At 47.1% G+C, this 23,274-nt stretch carries 24 protein-coding genes; all 24 read left to right on the forward strand.

Features of this window, described 5'->3' with window-relative positions; genetic code table 11:
• The first annotated feature begins 81 nt into the window (after nucleotides 1-81).
• The 24 genes from LC508_RS24260 to LC508_RS24375 all read left to right on the forward strand — a co-directional run bounded on the left by LC508_RS24260 (nucleotide 82) and on the right by LC508_RS24375 (nucleotide 23,268).
• Nucleotides 82-573, forward strand: a complete 492-nt coding sequence (locus LC508_RS24260) for a helix-turn-helix domain-containing protein (protein WP_033140748.1) — start codon at nucleotides 82-84, stop codon at nucleotides 571-573.
• Between the two features lie 123 nt (nucleotides 574-696).
• The gene (locus tag LC508_RS24265) at nucleotides 697-1,206 is read left to right on the forward strand and encodes an RNA polymerase sigma factor (protein WP_033140749.1); all 510 of its coding nucleotides are present in this window, start codon (nucleotides 697-699) and stop codon (nucleotides 1,204-1,206) included.
• On the forward strand, nucleotides 1,196-1,864 hold the full coding sequence (gene lepB, locus LC508_RS24270; protein ID WP_158587284.1) for a signal peptidase I: 669 nt from the start codon (nucleotides 1,196-1,198) through the stop codon (nucleotides 1,862-1,864). The genes LC508_RS24265 and lepB overlap by 11 nt, the downstream gene beginning before the upstream one ends.
• A 9-nt stretch (nucleotides 1,865-1,873) precedes the next feature.
• Entirely contained in the window at nucleotides 1,874-2,698 is an 825-nt protein-coding gene (locus tag LC508_RS24275; protein ID WP_054352817.1) for an ATP-binding cassette domain-containing protein, read from the forward strand.
• Nucleotides 2,685-3,413 carry a hypothetical protein gene (locus LC508_RS24280; protein WP_054352818.1) on the forward strand — a complete coding sequence of 243 codons (729 nt, stop codon included), beginning with the start codon at nucleotides 2,685-2,687 and terminating at the stop codon, nucleotides 3,411-3,413. Before LC508_RS24275 ends, LC508_RS24280 begins: the two co-directional genes overlap by 14 nt.
• A 20-nt stretch (nucleotides 3,414-3,433) precedes the next feature.
• On the forward strand, nucleotides 3,434-3,964 hold the full coding sequence (locus tag LC508_RS24285; protein ID WP_033140752.1) for a dihydrofolate reductase family protein: 531 nt from the start codon (nucleotides 3,434-3,436) through the stop codon (nucleotides 3,962-3,964).
• A 27-nt stretch (nucleotides 3,965-3,991) separates the two neighbouring features.
• Complete coding sequence (locus LC508_RS24290; protein WP_103732630.1) at nucleotides 3,992-4,552, forward strand: DUF3795 domain-containing protein; 561 nt, start codon at nucleotides 3,992-3,994, stop codon at nucleotides 4,550-4,552.
• Nucleotides 4,553-4,681: 129 nt separating this feature from the next.
• Entirely contained in the window at nucleotides 4,682-5,401 is a 720-nt protein-coding gene (gene azlC / locus LC508_RS24295) for an azaleucine resistance protein AzlC (protein WP_103732631.1), read from the forward strand.
• The gene (locus tag LC508_RS24300; protein WP_278308773.1) at nucleotides 5,398-5,724 is read left to right on the forward strand and encodes a branched-chain amino acid transporter permease; all 327 of its coding nucleotides are present in this window, start codon (nucleotides 5,398-5,400) and stop codon (nucleotides 5,722-5,724) included. Before azlC ends, LC508_RS24300 begins: the two co-directional genes overlap by 4 nt.
• 82 nt (nucleotides 5,725-5,806) lie before the next feature.
• Nucleotides 5,807-6,628, forward strand: a complete 822-nt coding sequence (locus tag LC508_RS24305) for a MerR family transcriptional regulator (protein WP_054352820.1) — start codon at nucleotides 5,807-5,809, stop codon at nucleotides 6,626-6,628.
• Between the two features lie 174 nt (nucleotides 6,629-6,802).
• Complete coding sequence (locus tag LC508_RS24310) at nucleotides 6,803-7,711, forward strand: hypothetical protein (RefSeq protein WP_103732997.1); 909 nt, start codon at nucleotides 6,803-6,805, stop codon at nucleotides 7,709-7,711.
• Nucleotides 7,708-8,403 (forward strand): polyphosphate polymerase domain-containing protein, encoded by a 696-nt coding sequence (locus LC508_RS24315; RefSeq protein WP_033140758.1) that lies wholly within the window; start codon nucleotides 7,708-7,710, stop codon nucleotides 8,401-8,403. Before LC508_RS24310 ends, LC508_RS24315 begins: the two co-directional genes overlap by 4 nt.
• A 41-nt stretch (nucleotides 8,404-8,444) precedes the next feature.
• Entirely contained in the window at nucleotides 8,445-9,122 is a 678-nt protein-coding gene (locus LC508_RS24320; RefSeq protein ID WP_033140759.1) for a DUF4956 domain-containing protein, read from the forward strand.
• Nucleotides 9,123-9,127: 5 nt separating this feature from the next.
• Nucleotides 9,128-10,576 (forward strand): CotH kinase family protein, encoded by a 1,449-nt coding sequence (locus tag LC508_RS24325; protein ID WP_103732996.1) that lies wholly within the window; start codon nucleotides 9,128-9,130, stop codon nucleotides 10,574-10,576.
• Between the two features lie 27 nt (nucleotides 10,577-10,603).
• Nucleotides 10,604-12,760 carry a hypothetical protein gene (locus LC508_RS24330; RefSeq protein ID WP_033140761.1) on the forward strand — a complete coding sequence of 719 codons (2,157 nt, stop codon included), beginning with the start codon at nucleotides 10,604-10,606 and terminating at the stop codon, nucleotides 12,758-12,760.
• A 20-nt stretch (nucleotides 12,761-12,780) separates the two neighbouring features.
• Entirely contained in the window at nucleotides 12,781-13,926 is a 1,146-nt protein-coding gene (locus LC508_RS24335; RefSeq protein WP_054352825.1) for a HEAT repeat domain-containing protein, read from the forward strand.
• Nucleotides 13,919-15,361 carry a glycosyltransferase family 2 protein gene (locus LC508_RS24340; RefSeq protein WP_033140763.1) on the forward strand — a complete coding sequence of 481 codons (1,443 nt, stop codon included), beginning with the start codon at nucleotides 13,919-13,921 and terminating at the stop codon, nucleotides 15,359-15,361. The genes LC508_RS24335 and LC508_RS24340 overlap by 8 nt, the downstream gene beginning before the upstream one ends.
• Nucleotides 15,351-17,225, forward strand: coding sequence for an EAL domain-containing protein (locus LC508_RS24345; protein ID WP_103732454.1), 1,875 nt, complete (start codon nucleotides 15,351-15,353; stop codon nucleotides 17,223-17,225). Before LC508_RS24340 ends, LC508_RS24345 begins: the two co-directional genes overlap by 11 nt.
• Nucleotides 17,226-17,487: 262 nt before the next feature.
• Nucleotides 17,488-18,120: a pyridoxamine 5'-phosphate oxidase family protein gene (locus LC508_RS24350; RefSeq protein WP_033140765.1), complete on the forward strand. Its 633-nt coding sequence runs from the start codon at nucleotides 17,488-17,490 to the stop codon at nucleotides 18,118-18,120.
• 21 nt (nucleotides 18,121-18,141) lie between these two features.
• Nucleotides 18,142-19,023, forward strand: coding sequence for an SIR2 family NAD-dependent protein deacylase (locus tag LC508_RS24355; protein WP_103732455.1), 882 nt, complete (start codon nucleotides 18,142-18,144; stop codon nucleotides 19,021-19,023).
• Nucleotides 19,024-19,027: 4 nt separating this feature from the next.
• On the forward strand, nucleotides 19,028-19,828 hold the full coding sequence (locus LC508_RS24360; RefSeq protein ID WP_054352851.1) for a protein-ADP-ribose hydrolase: 801 nt from the start codon (nucleotides 19,028-19,030) through the stop codon (nucleotides 19,826-19,828).
• A 255-nt stretch (nucleotides 19,829-20,083) separates the two neighbouring features.
• Nucleotides 20,084-21,478 (forward strand): ABC transporter substrate-binding protein, encoded by a 1,395-nt coding sequence (locus tag LC508_RS24365; protein ID WP_118593981.1) that lies wholly within the window; start codon nucleotides 20,084-20,086, stop codon nucleotides 21,476-21,478.
• A gap of 66 nt (nucleotides 21,479-21,544) precedes the next feature.
• A complete protein-coding gene (locus tag LC508_RS24370; protein WP_225305258.1) occupies nucleotides 21,545-22,426 on the forward strand; it encodes a carbohydrate ABC transporter permease in 882 nt (293 codons plus the stop codon).
• Nucleotides 22,427-22,437: 11 nt separating this feature from the next.
• Nucleotides 22,438-23,268: a carbohydrate ABC transporter permease gene (locus tag LC508_RS24375; RefSeq protein WP_033140768.1), complete on the forward strand. Its 831-nt coding sequence runs from the start codon at nucleotides 22,438-22,440 to the stop codon at nucleotides 23,266-23,268.
• Nucleotides 23,269-23,274 lie beyond the last annotated feature (6 nt).

Below are 23,274 nucleotides of genomic sequence, written 5' to 3' on the forward strand. Positions count from 1 at the left end.
ATGCGGGATTATACACAGGGATTGCTGGCACGCAACTGCCGTGTCTGTTATATTTGGGGAAAGAAAAAGGAGGAACAATAAATGGATATATCAGAAAAAATACTGCAGCTCAGAAAGGCAAAAGGCTTTACCCAGGAGGAACTGGCAGAGAAGCTCAATGTTTCCAGACAGTCCGTTTCCAAATGGGAATCAGGCCAGTCTGTGCCGGAACTGGAGAAACTTGTGACTCTTTGCGAAGTCTTCCAGGTGTCCGCAGATTACCTGTTGAAACCCTCAGAACTGGATCAGCTTTCCATAAAAACGGAGATGCTGGAAAAACAGCAGCAGGAGCTTGCCATGGAGAGCAGGAAAAGGAAAGAGAAACAGTTCTGCATTTGGAGCTGTGTGGGGATTTATCTTACGGCATTTGCACTTTTGATACTTCTTCGGAATATTTCTTTAGAGAATGATTTCCTCTGGAATATCTTTCCGGGATTTACGCTGCCGTTCATAATACTGGCGGTGGCCACAGCCGCTGCGATCATGGTCTGCCTGCGCCACAGAAACAGGCATGGGGCTGATTCGCGGCAGTGATCATTAAGGAATATTTTTACGGGCAGGTTCTGCGGTTCTAACCGAATCGGCAAAACCTGCCTTTTGTGATTTTTTGTAACCATTTTGGAAGAACAGGTACTAATTAGAAGAGGGGGTGGGAATATGCAGGAATTTCAGGAACTGTACGAAAAATATAGCCGGTATGTCTACCACTTTTTGCTGAAACTCACCAACTCCAATGCGGACCTGGCAGATGAACTGACCCAGGAGACCTTTTTTCAGGTATACCTTTCACTTCCGAAATACAAAGGAGATTCCGGTATTCTCACCTGGATCTGCGGAATTGCGAAAAATGTCTGCCGCAGATATTATAAGAAGAATCCTGTCACAGTGGAGTTTTCTGGGATTGAATCTGAGCTTTTAAAGGGTGGTGGATTTCCGGGCATGGAGGAGAAAGCGGAACAGAGGGAGCTGTATACCCGTGCGGTGCAGGAAATCATGGAAATGAAAGGAAAATACAGGGAGGTACTGATTTACCGCCTGTTTTTTGATATGTCCTTTCACGAGATTGCTGAGATCATGGGGATAAAGGAAAATTCAGCGAAAGTGATCTATCACCGGGGGAAAAATATGATCCGCGGTAGAATGGAGGAATATGGGGATGACAGATAAAAGTTTTTGTCCGGCGGTTAAGGATTTGCTGCCCCTCTATGAAGACGGGGCTTTGAGCCGGGAGACAGAGGAACTGGTCAGCGGACATTTGAGGCAGTGCGGGGCGTGCAGGGCGTATTATGAAGAGATGAAGGGAGAGGAGCCCAATCGGGAGGAGGAAACTGAAGAGAGGATGCGGTACCGAAAGATTGCAAAGCGCATCCATTACAGACGCTTAGGGGCCGCAGGTCTTGTCCTTTTGTTATGTATGGGTATTTTTATTGTAACAACCAGCATGTTTCAGAGAGCCATTGTCTCAGGGGACTGCATGGCGCCCACAGTCAGAGACCGGGAGACTTATATCATGAATAAATGGGCGTACAAAACGGGTGCACCATGCCGCAGGGATATCCTTGTATACGAGAGAGACGGAGTTTTCTATATCACCAGAGTGATTGGGCTTCCGGGAGAGCAGGTGGAGTTAAAACAGGGCAGCGTGTACATAGACGGCCGGTTATATGAGGAATCCGGAACGTATCCCGGGGACTGCTCCATGGAGCTGACAGAGCTTGGAGAAAATGAATATTTTGTGCTGGAGGATAATCGGCAGGCGGCAGACGGGAAAAATCATATAATCAGGAAAAGTGACATTGCCGGCAAAGTGATGGTCACACATTGAGGAGGGCAGATGAGAGAAATCATCAAATTGAATCAAATTTCAAAGGTATATAACCATAAACAGATCCTGGATCAGGTCGACCTGTCCATATACGAAGGGCAGTCCATTGCGTTTACGGGGCATAACGGCAGCGGAAAAAGCACCATGCTCAAAATTATCGCCGGGCTTGTAAGACCTTCCGGCGGGAAGGTGGTTTACAGGGAAAAACTGCTGTTTCACTACGTGCCGGAACGTTTTCCGAAGATGAATCTAACGGCATGGCAGTATCTGAAGAGAATGGGGGAGATAGACGGGATACCCGGGAAGGTTCTGGCGGACAGATGCGAAAAATTGTTTGCTGATTTTTTCCTGACAGAGATGGTACATACCCCCATGAAAGATCTGTCAAAGGGTACCTTGCAGAAGATTGGTGTAATACAGGCTCTTCTGCGGAGACCACAGGTGCTGCTGTTGGACGAGCCGCTGTCGGGACAGGATATGGACTCCCAGATGGTATTCATTCAGAAAATGAATGCCCTCAGAGCGGAAAAGGTAACGCTTCTCATGTCCTGCCATGAAAAATATCTGGTTGAAAGTCTGTCGGATACGGTAATGGCTGTGGGACACGGACAGGTGAATGAGGTTGACATAACTGCAGGGCTTTTCGCCAAAGAATATATCCTGTGGTTTGAAAGGCAGGAAAATGCTTCTTGGCCGGAAGAATACCGGCCATATATCCAGATAGCGGGAAAGGGCTGCAGAGCAAGGATTCCGGAGCATGAGAGCAGCCGGATGATAGTGGAGATGATCCGGCACGGATGGAAACTGAGGGGGATGAGTGATGCGCAGGTTTAGCGGATTAGTAAAATATCAGATGCAGCAGTATTTCAGTACAAGCAGGTTTGCCATGCCCTTTGCTGTACTTATGATCTTACTGTACAGTATCTATTCCTCCAGACCTGTGGGGGTGGTGGACAGTCTGATGGTTTCCTGCGTATTTTTATTCCTGCTCATGGTGTGGATCGGGGTTACGGCCTGTGACATGGAACATGAGGTTTCAGAACAGATATTGATCCTGCGGGTACAGAGTGCCTGGAAATATTATAGCAGCCATGCATGTTTCCTGTTTCTGATTGGAATGATAAGCAGTGCCATAGCCATTCTCTTTCCTGTGATCATGGATCTGTGCAGCCGGGGGCAGCTTTTTGAACGGCCGCTTAAGGCGGCTGATCTGCTGTACGGTTTCCCGCTTATGTCCGTAAGTGCCTTTTTGGGAGGCGCGCTGGGAGAAATCTCACATCCCGGATTGAACAGGAACAGGAAAACAACCATTCTATTTACCTTCCTGCTGGCAGTCACAGCGGTAACAAAGGCAGCCATACTGAAAAATGTTCCGGTGCTGGCTGTTCTTTTATGGGTGGTTCCTCCCATATCGGATGTGACGGCAATGTTCGCGGGGGAATCTTGTTTTTCTGTAAATAAATGCAGTACGGCATTTATTATTCTGCTCATATCTGGTATGATTTGGACAGTAGTAAAAATCATGGGACTGAAGAAAAAAGGATTTTAGGCGGCAGAAAGGAGAGCACTTTGAGGAAAACAGTATTATATATTGCGGAAAGTCTTGATGGGTTCATCGCGGCGCCGGACGGAGGTGTGGGCTGGCTGACAGAGCAGCATCCGGACGGCCTGGAGGAGGGCAGTTACCCGGAATTTATCAGGACCGTGGACACGGTGCTCATGGGATATACAACGTATCACCAGATCGTTACTGAGCTTTCACCGGACAAATGGGCCTATGAGGGGATGCATACCTATGTGTTTACCCATAAGGAGATTCCGGATAAGCCGGGAATCTCTTTCACGGATGAAGCCCCGGAGGATCTTGTGGAGCGCCTGAAGGAGCAGCCGGGAAAGGATATCTGGATCTGCGGAGGAGCAGAGACAGCCGGTCAGTTGATTCGGAAGGACCGAATTGACTGTTACTGGATCACAGTGATTCCCGTGATTTTGGGAAAAGGCATCCGTCTGTTTGACGGGGAGAATCCGGAGCTGCAGCTTCGTCTTATTTCCGCTGAGAGTTATAACGGCATGACGGATCTGGTATACCAGAGGAGATAGGAAGAGGGCAAAAGAGGAGGATATAAGATGAAGGGATTTCAAAGGGAGGACAGGATGTTTTCCCTGTGCGGGCTGAACTGTATGCTGTGTCCAATGCAGATTGGCGGGTACTGCCCCGGCTGCGGAGGCGGCGAAGGAAATCAGTCCTGTGCCATTGCCAGATGCAGTCTGGAGCATGACAAAGTGGAATACTGTCACCAGTGCGGGGAATACCCCTGCAGCAGATATGACGGGATTGACGAATACGACAGTTTTATCACACACCGCCACATGAAAAGAGATATGCAGAAGGCAGAGGAGGCGGGAAGCAGGGCATACGGGGAAGAGCAGGCAGAGAAAGCGGAGATTTTAAGATATCTTTTGGAGCATTATAATGACGGAAGAAAGAAAAATTTTTACTGTGTGGCAGTGAATCTTCTGGAACTGCAGGATATCAGAAATGTGATGAAGGAAATTGCAGGTATAGAAGGCCTGGATGAGCTTTCGGAAAAAGAGAGAGCTTCCTGTGCGGCAAAACTTTTCCAGGCAGCCGCCGCCAAACAGGGGATAGAATTGAAACTGAAGAAAAAGCCGGGAAAGAAGAAGTGAAAAGCCGGCTTTTTTCTATTTTCATTTATCGCATATTTTGATAAAATGGAACACAGAACGCGGGTTTAGCCGGAAAGGGGCGGACAACGTGGAAGAAAGAGACAAGAGATAAGAAGGCAGGAAAAGAAAATGGAAGGAAAGAAAAAGAGAATTCTCCGTGCATTCCGCGCGGCATTTCCCTATACCATCCCTATTTTTGCAGGGTTTTGGTTTGTGGGGCTGACGTATGGTATTTATATGAATGTATCGGGGTTCAGTTTTTGGTACCCTATGATCATGAGCCTGACAATATTTGCAGGCTCCATAGAATTTGTGGTGGTCAACATGCTGCTTGGGGCGTTTAACCCGCTTCAGGCTCTTGTGATGACTCTTATGATAAATGCAAGGCATTTATTTTACGGCATTTCTATGCTGGACAAATACAGGAACACGGGCTGGAAAAAAGGATTTCTGATTTTCGGAATGTGTGACGAGAGCTTTACCATTAACTATACGGCAAAGATACCGGAGGATGTGGATGAGGGCTGGTTTATGTTCTTTGTGACGCTGTTGAATTATCTCTACTGGTTTTCCGGCGCCACTTTGGGAGGTATCTTCGGTTCCCTTCTGAAATTCAATACAGAAGGGCTTGATTTTGTTATGACGGCCATGTTTGTGGTCATCTTTATGGAGCAGTGGCTGAAGGAGAAGAACCATGTCAGTTCCCTTCTGGGGCTTGGCCTGTCTCTTCTGTGCCTGCTGGCGTTCGGGGCGGAGAATTTCATGATCCCTGCCATGCTGGCCATTATCAGCGTGCTGACGCTGCTTAGGAAACCCATTGAGAAAGAAAGCGAGGAAGTTTGCCAATGACTCTTACACAGCAGATCATAACCATAGCCATGGTGGTGCTTGGAACCGTACTCACACGTTTTCTGCCTTTTCTGCTCTTTCCGGCAGGAAAGCCTACCCCGAAATACATACAGTATCTTGGCAAAGTGCTGCCCGCTTCTGTTTTTGGGCTTCTGGTCATTTACTGTCTGAAAAATGTCAGTATTTTCACAGGCAGCCATGGGATACCGGAACTTCTGGCAATCCTGCTGGTGATCGCGCTGCATTTGTGGAAACGGCAGATGCTGTTGTCCATAGCGGGAGGCACTGTGTTTTATATGCTTTTGGTCCAGAATGTTTTTTGAGAAAACGTATTGACTCTCCCACACTGTTACACCCTATACTGTAAGTGAGCTCAGAAATTCACATATGTGAAAGGTGGAAACTATGTTAAAGATTGGAGATTTCTCAAAGCTGTCGAGAATCAGTATCCGCATGCTGCGGCATTACGATGAAACAGGCCTGTTAAAGCCGGGAAAGGTGGATGCGTTTACCGGATACCGGTACTATGAAGAATCCCAGCTTCTGGACGCAGAGCGTATTCAGGTGCTGAAGAATATGGGCTTTGGCCTGTCCGTGATCCGGGAGATCATGGGAAAGTATGCAGACGCGGAGGAGCTTAAGCATTTCCTGGAGATCAAGAGGCAGGAAACCGCGGAACAGGAGCAGATACTGAGGCAGCGGAAACATCTGATCGACAGTACCATTGAATGGATGAGAAAGGATGGAAGCATTATGGGATATGATGTAAGTCTGAAGACGCTGCCGAAACGGTATGTAGCCAGTGTACGTCAGGTCATTCCTGCCTATGAGGAGGAGGGAAGACTGTGGCATATCATGAGGGATGAGACGGCAGATATGGAGCTGCGCTTTGACAGCCCCTGCTATGACATGGCTGTCTTTTATGACGGGGATTATAAGGAGAGCGATGTGGATGTGGAGGTACAGCGGACGGTCATCGGCACATACCGGGATACCGAACATGTAAAATTTAAGACCATGCCCTCAGTGCAGTATGCAGGCGCGGTTTTTCAGGGACGGTATGAAAAGATCACCCGGGTAAACGAAGCTGTGGCCAGGTGGTGCGCGGATAACGGATATGAGTTTGACGGGGTGGGATTTAACATTTACCACGTGGGACCAAAGGATACAGAGAATCCGGAGGAATTTGTGACGGAGGTTTGTTATCCGGTAAAAAAGAAACAGTAACAGGTGATGCGGGAGCTTCCTTTTTGAGGAAGCTCCTTTTGCTTTCCATACAATGGCATTCCATATTAATAATTAATTAATATGCATTCATATTTCCTTATGTTATAATGAAATTGTTTTGAAATTATATAAAATTTAATTTTAATCCAATAGAGTAAGAAGCAGGAGGTAATCATGGCAGGTGGAAGAAAAGCCGTGGTTTTTTTGGCACTCTGTATTCTGATCTGCTGCGTGGGAGGCTGCCAAAATGACAGAAAAGACGTGGAAGTAAAAGTTTGTAAAACCAGTATTTTTTCATGGGAAGAGGAATACATGCTTCCGGGTGCGGAGGAAGAGGTGCAGAAGGCTATGGAAATGCTGGATTGTGAGGCCATATACCAGCAGGTTCCGGCAGATACGGATATGGATGTGATAAAAGATTATCTGAGACGCCGCAGAAAGGCAGGCCAGGATGTCTACTATCTGGCCGGGGACTCAAAGTGGGCAGTTCAGAAAAGCGGGGAGTCCATGCTTACGGCTGTTGATACTGTGGGCAGATGGAATGAAGAGGCGGAAGCGGACGGAGAATTCTGCGGCATTGTGTGGGATGTGGAACCCTATCTTTTGGAGCGGTGGGACACAGATCCGGTCACGGTAATGGCGCAGTTTGTGCAGAACGCCGCCAAAGCGTATGAGGCGGCAGAGAAGCGGAATCTGCTTGTGATCCTCTGCATCCCCAATTTTTACGATTCCATGGGTCTTGAACAGTCACTGGAGAAGCTGATCCGGACGGGCTGTGACGCTGTAGCTGTCATGAATTATGATAAAACAGATGAGGCGGGCCAGATATGGGGCGAAGCAGAGATCGCGGAAAAATACGGAAAGGGAATCATCCATATTACGGAAATGCAGAGGCCCGGCACCCATGATCTGGAACCCAAGAACACCTATTACGAAGACGGGATAGAAGCAGTTAAAGAGAGCTGGGAGCATCTCAGGGAGGAGATACCAAATGAGAATCTGGGATTTTCCTGGCACTATCTGAAACCGGTGCTGGAACTGCTGGAGTTGGACACATTCCAGGAGAAAGGGGAAAATACATGAGAGAAGTATTGCGTCAGGAGAAGAAGTATCTGATGTCATATGATCAGTTCAGAAGGCTGGACAACACATTTGAGAAAGTACTGCATCCGGATCCCCACAACGGGGTGAGCGGATATGCTGTCCGAAGCCTGTATTTTGATACACTGCAGGAAAGGGATTTTTACGAGAAGGAAGACGGGCTGGAGATCCGCAGAAAGATCCGTCTGCGGACCTATTCGCCCACCTCTGATTTTGCTATGCTGGAAATGAAGCAGAAGCAGGGGGATAATCAGAAAAAGAGGTCTCTGCGCGTATCCAGAGAAGATGCCATAGAACTGTCCCGGGGCAGGTACGGGTGTCTGCTTAAGTATGAGGACCCCTTTGCAAAGGAATGCTACGGGCTTATGAATATGATGCTGTACCGTCCGAAATCCATTGTGGAGTACCAGAGAAAAGCCTATATAGCAAGTGAAAATAAGACCCGCATCACCTTTGACTTTGATATCAAAGCCACGGAAAGTGACTTCCGCATTTTTGCGGCAGATCTGAACCAGAATCCTGTGATGGATAAATACCTGGTGGTGATGGAAGTAAAATACAGCGGTTTTATGCTGAGTTATATTAAACAGATGGTTAGCTTGGAGGGAAAAAGCCCACTTTCCGTGAGCAAATACAGTCTTTCCAGAAGCGCCAGCCTTCATTTTTTATTCTGACATACAGCAGCCGGGCTGCAGAAAGAGAGGAAAAAGCATAAATGAAAAATTATCTTTATTCTATGTTTGAGGAGACAGGTTCTCTGAATACAGAGCAGATCATTCTGAATATACTCGTAGCGGTGATTCTCGGAGGCGTTATTTACCTGTCCTATTATTTCACCCATGCAGGCGGAGTGTATTCCAAAAAATTCAATGTGTCCCTCATAACCCTTACGGTCTTAACCGCCACTGTCATGACGGTTATAGGCAACAACATTGCCCTGTCCCTCGGTATGGTAGGTGCGCTGTCCATTGTGAGATTCAGGACGGCGATCAAGGATTCCCGGGATACTACTTATATTTTCTGGACCATCATTGTGGGAATCTGCTGCGGTGTGGGCGATTATGTGGTGGCCTGTGTGGGCAGCGGTGTGGTGTTCCTGGTCCTGTTGGTTCTGGGAAGAGTGAAAAACGACAACAGGATCCTTCTCATCATCCGGGGCGCGAGGAATATGGAGCGCAGGATGGAAGCCATTGTATTTGACTATTTTGAGGCAAAGGCCATGCTGAGAGTCAAGAACACAAGCCGGGAATCCATTGAGCTTATATATGAGATGCCCAGAAAGATATATCTTCTCTCCAATAAAAAGGAGAAGAGTATTGCGGAGATGCTGTATGAACTGGAATCTATCGAATATGTCAATATTGTAACTCAGAATGATGAGATCAGCGGGTAACAACAATGAAAAGTAAATGGTTATACGTGGGAGCAGTTCTGCTGTCACTGCTTGCAGTGCTGGGAATCGCGAAATTCATAGAACCTGAGAATGTGAGGGTACAGCAGCATCTGTCTTACAATACAGAGGTAGAGGACACCAATCTGTCCATAGAACCGTCCTCCTTTTCCTCCCGCCTTCCGGTGGTCAGCATTGAGACAGGCGGGCAGGCCATACCGGGAAGACCGGAGGAGGGCCAGAAAGTAAGCCAGGTGAAGAATACCTTTATCCATGCAGAGATGAAGATCATGGAAAATAAAGGGGAGCTAAATACTCTGCAGGACACGCCCCAGGTGGAGTCAGATATACAGATCCGTGTCAGGGGAAATTCCTCCCGGCTGTTTGATAAGCCCGGGTATCTGTTTAAATTCACGGATGAGGACGGCATGGACAAGGGATATGAGGTTATGGGAATGGAAAAGGACAGTACCTGGGTACTGCACGGCCCTTATCTGGATAAGACCCTGATGCGGAATTATATGTGGTATAACCTCTCGGGCCAGATCATGGAATGGGCACCGGATGTGCGTTTTTGCGAGGTGTTCTTGAACGATAAATACCAGGGCGTATACGTGATGGCAGAACAGATCAGTGTAGGGGAAGGCAGAGTAGAGGTGACTGAGTATGACGGGAAATCCAATGCCTCCAGCTATATTGTCTGTGTGGACAGGGAGAGTGTCAATGATGTGGATTATCTGGATAACTTCACAGAGTACGCAAGGCGGATGACGAGCAAGGTGGAGGTTAAATATCCGGGTGCCAGAAAGCTGACACCGGAGATCACGGATTATATCAGCCGGGATTTTTCAGAGTTTGAGAAGTCCCTGTATTCGTATGATTATACATCCAGGCGCTATGGCTATCGGAACTTTATAGACGTAGATAATTTTGTGGATTATTTCATTATCAATGAGGTGACGCAGAATACAGATGCCGGTATTTTTTCCACCTATTTTTACAAGGATATATCGGGTAAGCTGAAGACAGCGGTCTGGGATTTTAACAACTGTTGTGATAACTACATGGAATACCAGCAGTCCATGGCAGGTTTTTTTATGCAGAACAGAACATGGTTTTTCATGCTTGCCAAGGATGAGGCGTTTACCGAAAAGGTGATCGACAGATACAGAGAACTCAGAAAAGGGATACTCAGCGATGACCATGTAAAGGCATATATGGAAGAGGTACAGGAATACCTGGGATGTGCTATAGACCGAAATTTCCAGGTATGGGGATATACCTTCGAACCGCAGAACGACCTTCTGAAAGGGGAAGGGCGGCAGATCAGCTCTTATGATGAGGCAGTGGAACAGTATGAAAAACGCCTTGTCAGCCGTATGGGCTGGATGGATAAGCATATAGATGCCCTGTACTCCTACAGCCACGAGTCTGTCAACAAAAAATTTAATGATTAGAATGCGTTGTAACGGAGGAAACATACTTTGAAGAAATTTTTGATCGGTGCTGTTTCGCTGATAATTCTGGTTCTCTTTTTGAACACGGCATATTACCGGTGGGGATTTTATATTGATTTTCGGCCGGACAAAGAACCGGATACTTTTACAACGGTCAGCGGTAAAGAAATCCTGGTGGATGAAGGAAAAGGGCCCAAGCCATTTGAGATAAAAGGGGTAGATCTGGGTGCCGGAATACCGGGACATTTTGCCACGGAGTATGCCATTGACAAGGAAACGTATCTGAGATGGTTCCGCATGATCCAGGATATGGGGGCAAATACCATCCGTGTGTATACCATTCTTTCCAGTGATTTTTATGAAGCTGTGTATGAATATAACAGGGATAACCCGGAGCCTCTTTACATTATCCACGGGGTATGGGTCAATGATTATATACAGAATTCACACGTGGATGCCTTTGATGATTCCTTTTTAAAAACTTTTAAGGAGGACTGCAGGACTTTGGTAGATATCATCCACGGCAGGAAGAAAATGAACCTGGGATACAGCACATCCAACGCCAGCGGTTCCTATACAAAGGATATCTCCCGGTGGGTGCTGGGATATATCATGGGTGTAGAGTGGGAGGATGTGACGGTTGCGTATACGGACCATATGCGCCGGGAGAACAGTTCCTACCGGGGGGAGTATATGTATACGACCGAAGATGCCACACCCTTTGAAGCCATGCTGGCAGAGGCCGGTGACCAGATCATCATGTATGAGAGTAAAAAATATAAAGAACAGCGCCTGGTGGCATTTTCCAACTGGCCTACAACGGACCCCATGGACTATCCGGAGGAGATCAACCAGTTGTTTATGAAATGTGCACAGGTGGATGTGGAGCATATTGCCTCCACAGATAAATTTCTTTCCGGTCAGTTTGCGTCCTACCATGTGTATTCCTATTATCCGGACTATCTGAGTCATTATGATTCCTGGAAAGAGGAGATACCTTATGCGAAGGACTATCTGCAGGAGGACGGCAGCTATAACACCTACGGAATCTATCTGGAAATGCTGAACCGCCATCATACCATGCCTGTGGTCATATCCGAGTTTGGCGTGCCCACGTCAAGAGGCAGGGCACAGCTTGATTTTCACACAGCCCGTTCCCAGGGATATATGTCGGAGAAAGAGCAGGGAAATGCCCTGGTGTCCAGCTATGAGGACATCAAAAAGGCGGGGTGCGCGGGGAGTATTATCTTCTCCTGGCAGGATGAGTGGTTCAAGAGAACCTGGAATACCATGGCAAATGTAGACCTGACCAAGACGGCCTATTGGAGTGATTTTCAGACAAATGAACAGTTTTTCGGACTGATGTCCTTTGACCCCGGGGAAGAGGAGAGCGTCTGCTATACGGACGGAGACACAGAGGAGTGGAGCAGGGACGATATACTCTCAGAAAACGGAGATTACACCTTGTCCATGAAATACGATGAGAAGTTCATCTATTTCCGTATCCACAAGGAGAATCTGGATTTTGAAAATGAGAAAATCTATATTCCGCTGGATATCACGCCCAAGTCAGGGAGTTATTATGCGGAGGGCGAGGATGTAAAATTTGACCGGCAGGCTGATTTTCTGGTTGTATTGGACGGAAAAGAGAACAGCCGTGTTCTTGTACAGCAGCGCTATGATGTCTTCCGGGTGGTGTACAGTGAGGCATATGGGGAGGATAACCCGTATTTTGAAGTGCCGGATAAGGATACTCCTGTTTTTGACAAGATATATATGGCACTCCAGATCGGCAATGTGAATGCAGCGGACGAGGAGGATAGGATGTCAGAAAAGTTTGAGACGGGAAGACTTACCTATGGAAACGGAAATCCCTACGACCGGGATTACCATTCTGTGTCGGATTTTATTGCCGATGGGGATGATATTGAGATCCGGCTTCCATGGGATCTGCTGAATTTCTCCAATCCATCCCAGATGCAGGTCCATGATGATTATTATGAGAACTATGGAATCGAAAATCTGTCCGTGAAAGGGATATATGCCGGAATCGGAACAGAGGCGGGGAAGGATAACAGGATTAAAATGAACCGGAAGGAGCTGAAGGGGTGGGGGAAGGATCCCACGTACCATGAACGGCTGAAGCAGTCCTATTATATGATACAGGATATCTGGAACAGATAAAAAACACGAAGGAGGAGACAATGCACATACTTTCAATCAAACCGGAAGTGATTTTATATGTCTATATGGCAAGCTGTGTTGCTGTCCTTGTGTTTAATGTACTCTACATTTTTATTGACAAGTACAGGGGGCGGCGTCTGGAGCACCAAAGCCTGGAGATGGTAGATGAGATTACGGGACAGATACAGCAGATGGAAGCCGGCGTTGATGTCCGGGAGGAATATTTTACGGGGCTGATACGGAGGCTGAAAAAACTGGAAAAATTAAGAGCCTTTGAATTATCCATGGAGGAGATACGAAGACAGATGCCGGCCGGGCGAACGGAAAAGTATCTGGAACAAATGCGCCGGGTTTTTCTGGAATTAGTCCCTGTATATGAGAAAAGGGATGAAATTGAGCAGGCTTATTTTGCCAGTCTTGTAGAGAAGTTCGGCATAGACAAAGGTCACACGGCTTATGACGGCCTGATGGATTTTATGATCCGTATGGTAGTCCACAAGGGTGTCTTCGTCAGGGAGAACGCGCTGAGGGCTCTTTATATGATCGGGAACAAAGAGGCAGTGCTGGCCGCCTGGGAGAAAATGGAGGATAATGAGATCTGCCACAGCAAAAAGCTGCTGTCTGACGGGCTTCTTAAATTTACAGGTGACAGGGGAGAACTTGCCCGCCTGCTGTTTGAGCACAGGAGCAGGTTTGATACCCGGCTGGTACTTCCTGTCATGCAGTTCATCCGGTTTCTGGGTGAGGATTTCCGGAAAGAGTTCCTGGAACTTCTCTCCAAGGAGACAGTAGATAAGGAAATCCGTCTGGAGGCAGTCCGTTATTTCAGAAAATATCCGTATGAGCCGGTCCGTGCGCTGCTGCAGCGCTTTTTGCAGTACCATGAATATTTGGACTGGGAATATGCCGCGGTTGCGGCCCAGGCTTTGGAATCCTATCCCGGTCCTGATACAGTGGATTGTCTGAAAGAAGGGCTGAAGGCTGTCAACTGGTATGTGCGGCTGAACAGCGCGGAGACCCTAATCATGGGTCTTAAAATACCAAAGAAGGATTTATTCGATGTGTATAACGGACGTGACCGTTATGCCAGAGAGATCCTGAATTATGTCACAGAGAAAATAGAGATCAAAGGCCAGGAAATGGAGCTGAGGGAGACAGATGTTTGAGTTTGTTAAGTGTTTTTATACAGTGGTGGGTGCCCTGTTTGTCATCTACCTGCTGGGCTATTCCACATTTCTTATCGCTTCTGTGATCGCCGGCTCTCTTGACCTGTACAAGGAGAGTAAAAAGAGACGATACCACAATGAGATCAGCCATGACTATTACGTTCCTGTGTCCATTGTAGTTCCCGCCTATAATGAGGAGGTCACAGTGGTTGACACGGTGAAATCCCTGCTCATGATGGATTACAGGCTGTATGAGATCGTTGTCGTGGATGACGGATCAAAGGACGCGACTACCCAGGTACTGCTGGATGCCTTTCATCTGAAAAAGGTGATGCGGCCTATTAACCGGCAGATCAAATGCAGAAAGGAACAGAATGTATACGAGGCTGTGGTCAATGGGATCAATATCACTTTGGTCCAGAAGATAAACGGCGGTAAGGCGGATGCCCTGAATATGGGTATCAATGCGTCCAGATACCCGTATTTTATCTGTATGGATGCGGACAGTGTGCTGCAGAAGGATTCTCTGAAATATATTGTCCGCCCGGTGCTGGAGGATGACACCATTGTGGCGGTGGGCGGCCTGGTGAGGATATCCAACTGTGCGGTGCTGAGTGAGGGCGAGCTTGTGGACTATCACATGCCTTGGAACCCCATTGTGGGAATGCAGATACTGGAGTATGACCGCTCTTTCATGGCATCCAGAATCCTTATGGATAAATTTAACGGCAACCTGATCATATCCGGGGCGTTCGGACTTTTTAAGAAAGATATGGTCGCCAGCGTGGGCGGTTACGATGCCTCCACTATGGGAGAGGATATGGAGCTGGTCGTAAAACTTCATGCCTTCTGCCGTATCAATAAAATACCCTATGGGATACGATACATACCGGACGCGATCTGCTGGAGTCAGTGTCCTTCCAGTATCGGGGATTTAAAGAAACAGAGGAGAAGATGGTTCTTAGGACTCTTCCAGTGTCTGAACAAACACAGAAGAATGTTCCTGGCACCGGAATTCGGAGTGGTGGGATACATTTCATATCTGTATTATCTTCTGTATGAACTGCTGTCCCCGTTTATCGAGTTGTTTGGGCTTTTGACCATTGTGCTGGCATATATGGTGAATCTGATCAATGTGCCTTTTATGATCATGTTTTTCCTGATCTATGCGCTCTATGGAGCGGTTTTGACTATAACGGCGTTTTTTGCCAGGATTTACACGCAGAATATCAGACTGTCTGTGCTGGATGTGGTGAAGGCTGTCTATCTGTGCATTGCGGAGAGCGTATTTTTCCGGTTTATCCAGGCGTTTACAAGAATGACGGCATTTTTCGGATATAAGAAAAAGAAAAATGTTTGGGGACAGATCAAGAGACAGAAGATACAGCTTCATCAGACATCTGAAGAAAAGGGGAAAATGGGAGATGCGAAATAAGATTATCCGTTATCTGGCAGTGATTACAGCAGCCATGTTTATTTTCACACCCTCAGTGTGCCGGGCCGGAAATGAGGTGTATGTGGCCGGCATGCCGGATTCCTGGCCTTTTGAATTTTACGACGAGACAGCAGAGGATTACAGAGGTGTCCTGCCTGACCTTCTGAGGCAGGCAGGGGAAGCCGCAGATATTACCATAAAGTATATCAAGCCCTCTGATCAGGACAGGCGCCTGGCTTTGGCCGGGAATATACAGGCAGATGCGGTATGGACGCTGGGTCTTACAGAGGAGGAGATAAAAGACACCGGGCTTGTAAAGGGCCGGGATTTGATCGTCTATGAGGAGGACAGAGAAGAGAAAAGCATAAGTCTGGCCTATACAAAGAGTATGGAAACGGCAGATATTGAGAAGCTGGAAAAAGCGTTTCAGAATATTGACACAGCGAAAATACAGGGGGCATATGCCGGCTATGCCGCCAAAGGGGATAACCCGGAAGGAAAGTCCGGCATTTATCTTAGGATCATTTTCGGCCTTATTCTGTTTTCCATTGCCATACTTGTATTTTTTCCTGTGTACTTTTGGCAAAAAAGGCGTCAGATGGAGCAGATGGCATATAAGGATGACGTTACCGGAAGGGACAATCTGACATCCTGGAAACAAAAGTTTTCCAAATGTATCGTTGAGGAGAACAGGAATCACTATGCGGTGCTCTTTTTATACGCCGGCATTGATGTGGTGAGTCATATATACGGATACAAGGAGGCGGAGAATGCACTGCGGCTTATCAGTGATACCTGTGAAGAGCTGGTCATGCACGAAAAAGAGGCGTTTGCCCGCTTTAATGAATTTTATTATATTTTCTTTGTGGAGTATACCGGAATTGAAGGGCTGAAGAAGCGGATCCGGGATATGCAGGAAAATATAGTTGAGGAATTTAAAAAGAAAGAGAAGAAATATTTTCTGGAGCTGCACACAGGTATCTACAGAATGACCAATGTGGATGAAGATCCCCTGAAGACGATCCAGTTCAGTGAAGTGGCTATGGAATATGCCAAGATACATGTCCTGGATTACGCCCTCTATGACGAATATGTGGAGAGAGAGACCATATCCGGTTATGCAATGGAACATGAGGCAATCCACGGACTGATGCATGAAGAATTTCTCATGTATCTGCAGCCCATGGTAAGCCTGGACAGCGGCAGGATCTGCGGTGCCGAGGCACTGGTCCGGTGGCAGAACCCAAACAGGGGGCTTTTAAGGCCAAATGAATTTCTGGATGTCATGAAGCGCAAGCAGCTCACGGGTAAGATGAACATGGAGATCTACCGCCAGGGCTGCCAGTTTCTGAAGCGGGAGGCAGAGAAGGGGCGTTCTCTCAGGCTGCTGTTTAATTTTACCGTTGAGAATATTGGTGATGAACAGTTCGCAAACCATTTGTATGCCATAGCAGAACAGTATCATATTGACAGGAAGCAGATCATTGTCCAGCTAAATCAGATGGTGGAGATGAGCCAGTCGGAAATTTATGCGAAAACAATCAAACAGCTCAGGCAGTTCGGCTTTGATGTATATCTGGCGGGTCTGGAACTGGACCGTGTATTTTTTCATTATCTCTACTGCGGAATCAACGGCATTAAACTGAGGCAGGAAATGATCAGCGAGATCGACAAGCCGGAGGGGAAAGTGGTAGTGAAAAGCGTGGTGGAATTGTGCAGGAAGCTGAATCTGGAAGTGCTCAGCGTAGGGGTAGAAAATGAGGAGCAGGAAAGATTCCTGAGAGACCTTGGCTGTACCATGGTCAGCGGATTCCACTATTATTATCCCGTCAGTCAGGAGGTATTTGGTGAGCTTGAGAAATGATCACAGGCTGGCTGGACACTCTGTAGTATTGGGGATATCTCTTCGGGGATATCCCTTTTTATGTGGAAAAAAGCCTTCCGGGCGGGATATGTACTTCGCGTAGGAAGAAAACGACTGTGAGGGGCGTTTGGATACTTAGTATCAAAAAGGCATCTATAGCACTTTCAAGTGCGCTCTTGTGGAGCGGGAGAGCCCTGTTTTATAATAAAATAAAAGGGAAGACAGCATTTCATTTCCGGAAATTCAGAAGGGGGAAAGCAGTATGGAAACAGCAGAGATTCTCAGGATATTGAGAGAAGAGATACATTCCGCAGTGTTTGCAACTGTGGATGAACAGGGGCTTCCTGCAACGAGAGTGATTGATATTATGTTAACTGATGAGGACAGTCTTTATTTTATTACGGCAAAGGGAAAAGCCTTTTACCGACAGCTTACGGACAGAAAATACGCGGCTGTCAGCGGCATGACACAAGGGAAGGGTTCACTGGAGAGGAAAGCCGTATCCGTGAGAGGAAAGGTGGAGAATATAGGGAGCGGCAGACTTGCCCAGGTATTTGAAGCGAATCCTTATATGGCGGAGATTTATCCGGAGGAGGAAAGCCGTACTGCACTGGAGGTATTCCGCATGTATGAGGGGGAGGGCGAATATTTTGACCTCTCAGCAAAACCCGTGGTGCGGCATACTTTTTCCCTGGGCGGCGCACAGGAAAGACATCCTGTCAGCGGAGACTATTATATTGACGAGACCTGCAGCGGCTGCGGGGAATGTCTTAAAAAGTGCCCGCAGAAGTGTATTGATATGTCTGCAGTTCCATATGTGATCCTGCAGGAGCACTGCCTGCGCTGCGGAAACTGTCAGGAGGTATGTCCCTGCAAGGCAGTACATCGAAGATAGGAGGGAGGTTTATTGGGGCTGATGGAGGCTTTGAACGCTTTGAACAGAAAAGAGGAGAAGAAAGAGGAAAATCTGTACCGTGAACTGCGGGCAGCCGAAACGGTGGTGATCGGAGCCGGAGCCGGACTTTCCACTTCTGCCGGATTTGTATACACCGGGGAGAGGTTCCGGGAAAACTTCCGTGATTTTGAGGCGAAGTACGGGTTTCATGATATGTACAGCGGAGGTTTTTATCCCTATGAGACTCTGGAAGAATATTGGGCTTATTGGAGCAGATATATTTACCTGAACCGGTACCGGGAGGTGCCGAAGCCGGTCTATACGGATCTGCTTCAGTTAGTAAAGGATAAGGATTATTTTGTGCTGACCACAAATGTGGACCATTGTTTTCAGAGAGCCGGGTTTGACAAGAAGCGGCTTTTCTATACCCAGGGGGACTTTGGGCTGTGGCAGTGTTCCGTACCGTGCCATAAGAAAACCTATGATAATGAGGAGACCGTGCGCCGCATGATCGCCAAACAGAAGGATATGCGCATTCCGGGTGAACTGATTCCGCTTTGCCCTGTCTGCAAAAAGCCCATGACTATGAATCTGAGAGCAGACAGCACGTTTGTGGAGGATGAGGGATGGCACGAAGCCTGCGGGCGGTATGAGAATTTTTTGGAGACCCATAAAGGAAGCAGGGTCTTATTTCTGGAGCTGGGCTGCGGGATGAATACACCCGGTATCATCAAGTTCAGTTTTTGGCGCCTTACCAGTCAATGGCCGGAGGCGGTGTATGGGTGCATCAATCTGGGGGAAGCCTATGCGCCGCAGGAAATAGAGGGAAAGTCTGTCTGTATCAGTGAAGATATCGGCAGGATTCTGAGCGTTTGGAAGAGGAGAATGGAAGATGAGAGCTAAGGATATGACCCAGGAAGAGCGTTTGGATTATCTGATCCATTATTTATGTGAGGATTCCGTTCAGTACCGGGGCCTGCGGGTGGAAAAGGCAGAACGGCGCGCCACACTGCGTTCACTCATGAACATCCGTATGCCGGGTCACGTCTCGGCGGAATTTCTGGAAATACAGGATGCTTTTCTGCAGAAGGAGGCTTGGGAGAAGGGGATTGTGGATGTGGAGCACATTCCCACGATTCGTGAGGCATACGGCATAACCGGACAGAACAGCACCAGAATATCCCTGTGGCAGGGGGATATCACCAGATTATCCGTGGATGCCATTGTAAACGCTGCCAATTCCCGGATGCTGGGGTGCTTTGTTCCCTGCCACGGGTGCATCGATAATGCCATACACTCTGCGGCAGGTATAGAACTGCGGGAGGAATGCAGCAGGCTTATGGAGAGAAAGGGGCATGAGGAGGCCACCGGAGAGGCAGAGATCACAGGAGCATACAACCTGCCTTGTAAATATGTTCTGCATACAGTGGGCCCCATTGTCTATGAGAACCTTACAAAACACCACTGCCGGCAGCTCGCATCCTGCTACAAATCCTGTCTCAGTCTGGCTGAGGAGAAGGGCCTTAAAAGCGTAGCTTTCTGCTGTATATCTACCGGGGAATTTCATTTCCCCAACCATAAGGCCGCGGAGATCGCAGTGAAGACCGTGGGAGAGTGGCTGGGGCACAGCGGGATGGAGAGGGTGGTGTTTAATGTGTTTAAGGATGAGGATTTAAGGATATATGAAGAGATTTTGAAAACATTATAATTTCCAGCATGACGGAACCGTCTGCCTGATACAGGGCAGGCGGTTTTTGTGTGCGTGTATAAGATTTCATGCGATATAGGGGGAATTACTTAGTTGTCAAAAACTTCTATAAACTTTTTCTTACTATACGAAAGAAAGATTATATAATATAATTTTTTGATAGCAAAGATTTAACAATTTTTGATGCGCATCAGAATTATTAAATAATGAAATGGACAAAAAAAACTATACCAGGTACGAACAAGGAGAAAAGGTATGAAAAAAAGATTAAGTATGCTGCTTGCAGCCAGTGCAGCAGTCAGCCTTCTGTTGGCAGGATGCGGTGGGAATTCTGAACCATCCGAAGATAAAAATTCAGAAGAAAAAGTCAATACAGAGAGCAATGATACGCAGAAAAAAGAGGAGGAAGAAAAAGAATCAGGGGAGACAGCCAAAATTACATTCTGGGATATGATGTGGGGAGAAGCAGGTGTGTACGATGTGGCCGCGGAAGCACTGGTGGACCAGTACAACCAGGAAAATCCCAATGTGAAAGTAGAATATCAGAGTGTGCCCTGGGATAACTACTATCAGACATTTTTGACGGCGATCACCAGCGGAACAGGGCCGGATGTAGCCACAGCAGGATCTCAGACTCCAATGCAGTTTGCGACCATGGGGGAAATCATGCCGCTTACCCCTATTGTAGAAAAATGGCAGAGCGAAAAGGATCCGATCCTGGATGATATGATGGAGGGGATACTGGAAACAAACAAACTTGAAGACGAGTATATTGCGCTTTCCTGGCAGTGTGATACAAGGATTTTTACATATCGGACGGATATGTTCAAGGAGGCAGGAATTGAGAAACTTCCGTCTACATGGGAGGAATTACTGGATGTGCTTCGCACGCTGAAGGAGAAAAATCCAGATGTCTTTCCGCTTGTGACAGCCGGGGATTTGGGCGGAGCACAGAACATTATGATGTATCTGACCGTGGGAAATAATGTGGGTCCCGTAACAGCAGACGCCAAATCAGATTTTACTTCACCTAAGATGCAGGAATGTTTGGAGTTTGTTGCAGCCCTTATGGATGAAGAGCTGATTCCGGAAGCAACCATCAGCTACAAAGATGCAGATGCGCAGAAACTTTTCTATTCCGGTCAGGCTGCCATTTTTTATGGGGCACCTGTTATAGGATTTTTTGAGGATGAAAATCTGAAAGATAATCTGGACATTCTTGATCCCCTGCAGGGACCGTCAGCGGACAAACCGCAGACTGTGTACTGGGCAAACAGTATAGCGGCATATAACAAAGACTCTGAAAATGCGCAGGCAACCCTGGACTTTGTGGAGTGGTGGGTAAAAAATTCAAAGACATTGTTCACAGAGGGGAAATGCGGCAAAACGCCGGTGCTGAAATCTATCACAACAGATCCTTACTACGATAACGCAGTCTTAGAAAAGCTTGTTAATGAAAAGATCATGCCTACCTTTGTACATGCGACAGAACCCATCCAGAATTTCTATCCTGCATTTGGACAGATCAACGGGGAACGTTATCTGGGAAATGCGGCACAAAAGGTTCTGAGCGGCAGACGGGATTATGAGGCAATCCTGGAAGAGGACAATGGAAATGTGGAAGCAGCGCTGGAGCTGCAGGCAGAATAGCAGACATTTTAGGGGCTGCCCACAGAAGATTTTCTGTAGGCAGCCTTTCGTAAAGGGAGTATAACTATGCAGAAAAAGAAAAAATCCAAACGCCTTGGTTATCTTATGCTTTTGCCCGCACTGGCAGTGATCTTGCTGATTCAGATCTATCCGTTTCTGGATGGTTTTAAGCTGAGCTTTACTAACAGCAATCTGTTAAGCCCGGGAAAAGAAAAATTCATAGGGGTGCAGAATTATATTGATATTCTCACAAAAGATAAAGAGTTCTACAGTTCACTGTCGTTCTCCTTTATCTACGCTATTTCTATTGTTGTATTCAGCTATGTCCTGGGAATGCTGATCGCAGCACTTTTGAATATGAATATGAAAGGGCGGGGAATTTACCGTGCAGTCATACTGATGCCCTGGGTCATCGCGCCTATGGTAATGGCTGCAAACTGGCTCTGGCTGTTAAATGACCAATTCGGCTTGATAAACCATGTGCTCATGGAGCTGAAGATAATTGAGAAACCCATTTTGTTTTTGACGACCAGGTATATGTCACGCTTTACAGTTACCATGATAGGGGTATGGAAAAACCTGCCCTTTATGACGATCACGCTGCTGGCAGGAATGCAGGGGATCCCGGGAGAATTATATGAGGCAGCCAGAATTGACGGCGGCGGGAAGATAAAAAGCTTTTTTTACATAACACTTCCGTCCCTTCGTTCCGTGTCAAAAGTGTCAGTCACCCTGCTGCTCATCTGGGCTTTTAATGGGTTTGAGAACATCTTTCTGCTCACAGAAGGGGGGCCTTCCGGCAATACTATGGTGCTTCCCATATACGCGTATAACACAGCATTTTTCAGATCAAAGATGGGGTACGCATCTGCGGCATCCGTATTAATGCTTCTGTGCATGATAGTGCTGTGTCTGATCAATCAAAAATTCAGCAGGAATAACGAATAGGAGGCGGCAGAATGAAAAGGGCAATTTCAAGGATGATCATGTATCTGGTAACATTTGCAGTGTGCTTTTTGCTGGCACTGCCTGTTATCTCCATGTTCGGGACTTCTCTGAAAACAAAGACAATGGCTATGAGTGATCTGGGGATGTTTCCCAAATTTCAGGACGTGTATCTGGGAAATTTCAGCAAGGTACTTCATGTGGAATCCTTTGTAAAAAGTATTTTCAACAGTATATTTGTATCGGTTGTGGCCATGATTTTCTGCGTATTGATCGCCGCGTTTGCGGGATATGCGATTTCAAGATTTAAGGGGAAGATTTTCAGTGGATTTATAGGGCTTCTTCTTGTACTGCAGATGCTGCCCATGATGCTGACACTGATACCAATGTTCATGATATACAAAGGACTGGGGCTGAATAATACCCATGCCGGGCTGATCGTGGCATATATCTCATTTTCACTGACATTTGCCATCTGGCTGCTGAAAGGGTTCTTTGATTCGGTGCCCATGGAATTGGAGGAATCCGGTCTGATTGACGGATGCAGCCAGTTTCAGGCATTTATCAGGATCATCCTGCCTATATCAAAGCCGGGATTGGCAACAGTAGCGATTTTTACGTTTGTCCGTTCCTGGAATGAGTATATGATGGCAAGGATACTGATCCAGACAGACGAACTGAAAACAATCAACCTGGCACTGCAGAAATTCGTACAGGAGAACCTGGTTGACTGGTCACTGCTTTCCGCCGGTGCAGTGATAGCCACAGTGCCGACTCTTTTATTTCTTCTGTTCGCACAGAAATATCTGGTACAGGGCCTGATGGCCGGGGCGGTTAAGGGATAAGGAGGA

This window comes from Blautia parvula, assembly GCF_020215665.1.
Taxonomy (GTDB): domain Bacteria; phylum Bacillota; class Clostridia; order Lachnospirales; family Lachnospiraceae; genus Blautia; species Blautia celeris.

Excerpts from the sequence above, each read along its gene's own strand:
- LC508_RS24260 (WP_033140748.1), top strand. The coding sequence starts at position 82 with ATGGATATATCAGAAAAAATACTGCAGCTCAGAAAGGCAAAAGGCTTT.
- LC508_RS24265 (WP_033140749.1), top strand. The coding sequence starts at position 697 with ATGCAGGAATTTCAGGAACTGTACGAAAAATATAGCCGGTATGTCTAC.
- lepB (WP_158587284.1), top strand. The coding sequence starts at position 1,196 with ATGACAGATAAAAGTTTTTGTCCGGCGGTTAAGGATTTGCTGCCCCTC.
- LC508_RS24275 (WP_054352817.1), top strand. The coding sequence starts at position 1,874 with ATGAGAGAAATCATCAAATTGAATCAAATTTCAAAGGTATATAACCAT.
- LC508_RS24280 (WP_054352818.1), top strand. The coding sequence starts at position 2,685 with ATGCGCAGGTTTAGCGGATTAGTAAAATATCAGATGCAGCAGTATTTC.
- LC508_RS24290 (WP_103732630.1), top strand. The coding sequence starts at position 3,992 with ATGAAGGGATTTCAAAGGGAGGACAGGATGTTTTCCCTGTGCGGGCTG.
- azlC (WP_103732631.1), top strand. The coding sequence starts at position 4,682 with ATGGAAGGAAAGAAAAAGAGAATTCTCCGTGCATTCCGCGCGGCATTT.
- LC508_RS24300 (WP_278308773.1), top strand. The coding sequence starts at position 5,398 with ATGACTCTTACACAGCAGATCATAACCATAGCCATGGTGGTGCTTGGA.
- LC508_RS24305 (WP_054352820.1), top strand. The coding sequence starts at position 5,807 with ATGTTAAAGATTGGAGATTTCTCAAAGCTGTCGAGAATCAGTATCCGC.
- LC508_RS24310 (WP_103732997.1), top strand. The coding sequence starts at position 6,803 with ATGGCAGGTGGAAGAAAAGCCGTGGTTTTTTTGGCACTCTGTATTCTG.
- LC508_RS24315 (WP_033140758.1), top strand. The coding sequence starts at position 7,708 with ATGAGAGAAGTATTGCGTCAGGAGAAGAAGTATCTGATGTCATATGAT.
- LC508_RS24320 (WP_033140759.1), top strand. The coding sequence starts at position 8,445 with ATGAAAAATTATCTTTATTCTATGTTTGAGGAGACAGGTTCTCTGAAT.
- LC508_RS24325 (WP_103732996.1), top strand. The coding sequence starts at position 9,128 with ATGAAAAGTAAATGGTTATACGTGGGAGCAGTTCTGCTGTCACTGCTT.
- LC508_RS24335 (WP_054352825.1), top strand. The coding sequence starts at position 12,781 with ATGCACATACTTTCAATCAAACCGGAAGTGATTTTATATGTCTATATG.
- LC508_RS24340 (WP_033140763.1), top strand. The coding sequence starts at position 13,919 with ATGTTTGAGTTTGTTAAGTGTTTTTATACAGTGGTGGGTGCCCTGTTT.
- LC508_RS24345 (WP_103732454.1), top strand. The coding sequence starts at position 15,351 with ATGCGAAATAAGATTATCCGTTATCTGGCAGTGATTACAGCAGCCATG.
- LC508_RS24350 (WP_033140765.1), top strand. The coding sequence starts at position 17,488 with ATGGAAACAGCAGAGATTCTCAGGATATTGAGAGAAGAGATACATTCC.
- LC508_RS24355 (WP_103732455.1), top strand. The coding sequence starts at position 18,142 with ATGGAGGCTTTGAACGCTTTGAACAGAAAAGAGGAGAAGAAAGAGGAA.
- LC508_RS24360 (WP_054352851.1), top strand. The coding sequence starts at position 19,028 with ATGACCCAGGAAGAGCGTTTGGATTATCTGATCCATTATTTATGTGAG.
- LC508_RS24365 (WP_118593981.1), top strand. The coding sequence starts at position 20,084 with ATGAAAAAAAGATTAAGTATGCTGCTTGCAGCCAGTGCAGCAGTCAGC.
- LC508_RS24370 (WP_225305258.1), top strand. The coding sequence starts at position 21,545 with ATGCAGAAAAAGAAAAAATCCAAACGCCTTGGTTATCTTATGCTTTTG.
- LC508_RS24375 (WP_033140768.1), top strand. The coding sequence starts at position 22,438 with ATGAAAAGGGCAATTTCAAGGATGATCATGTATCTGGTAACATTTGCA.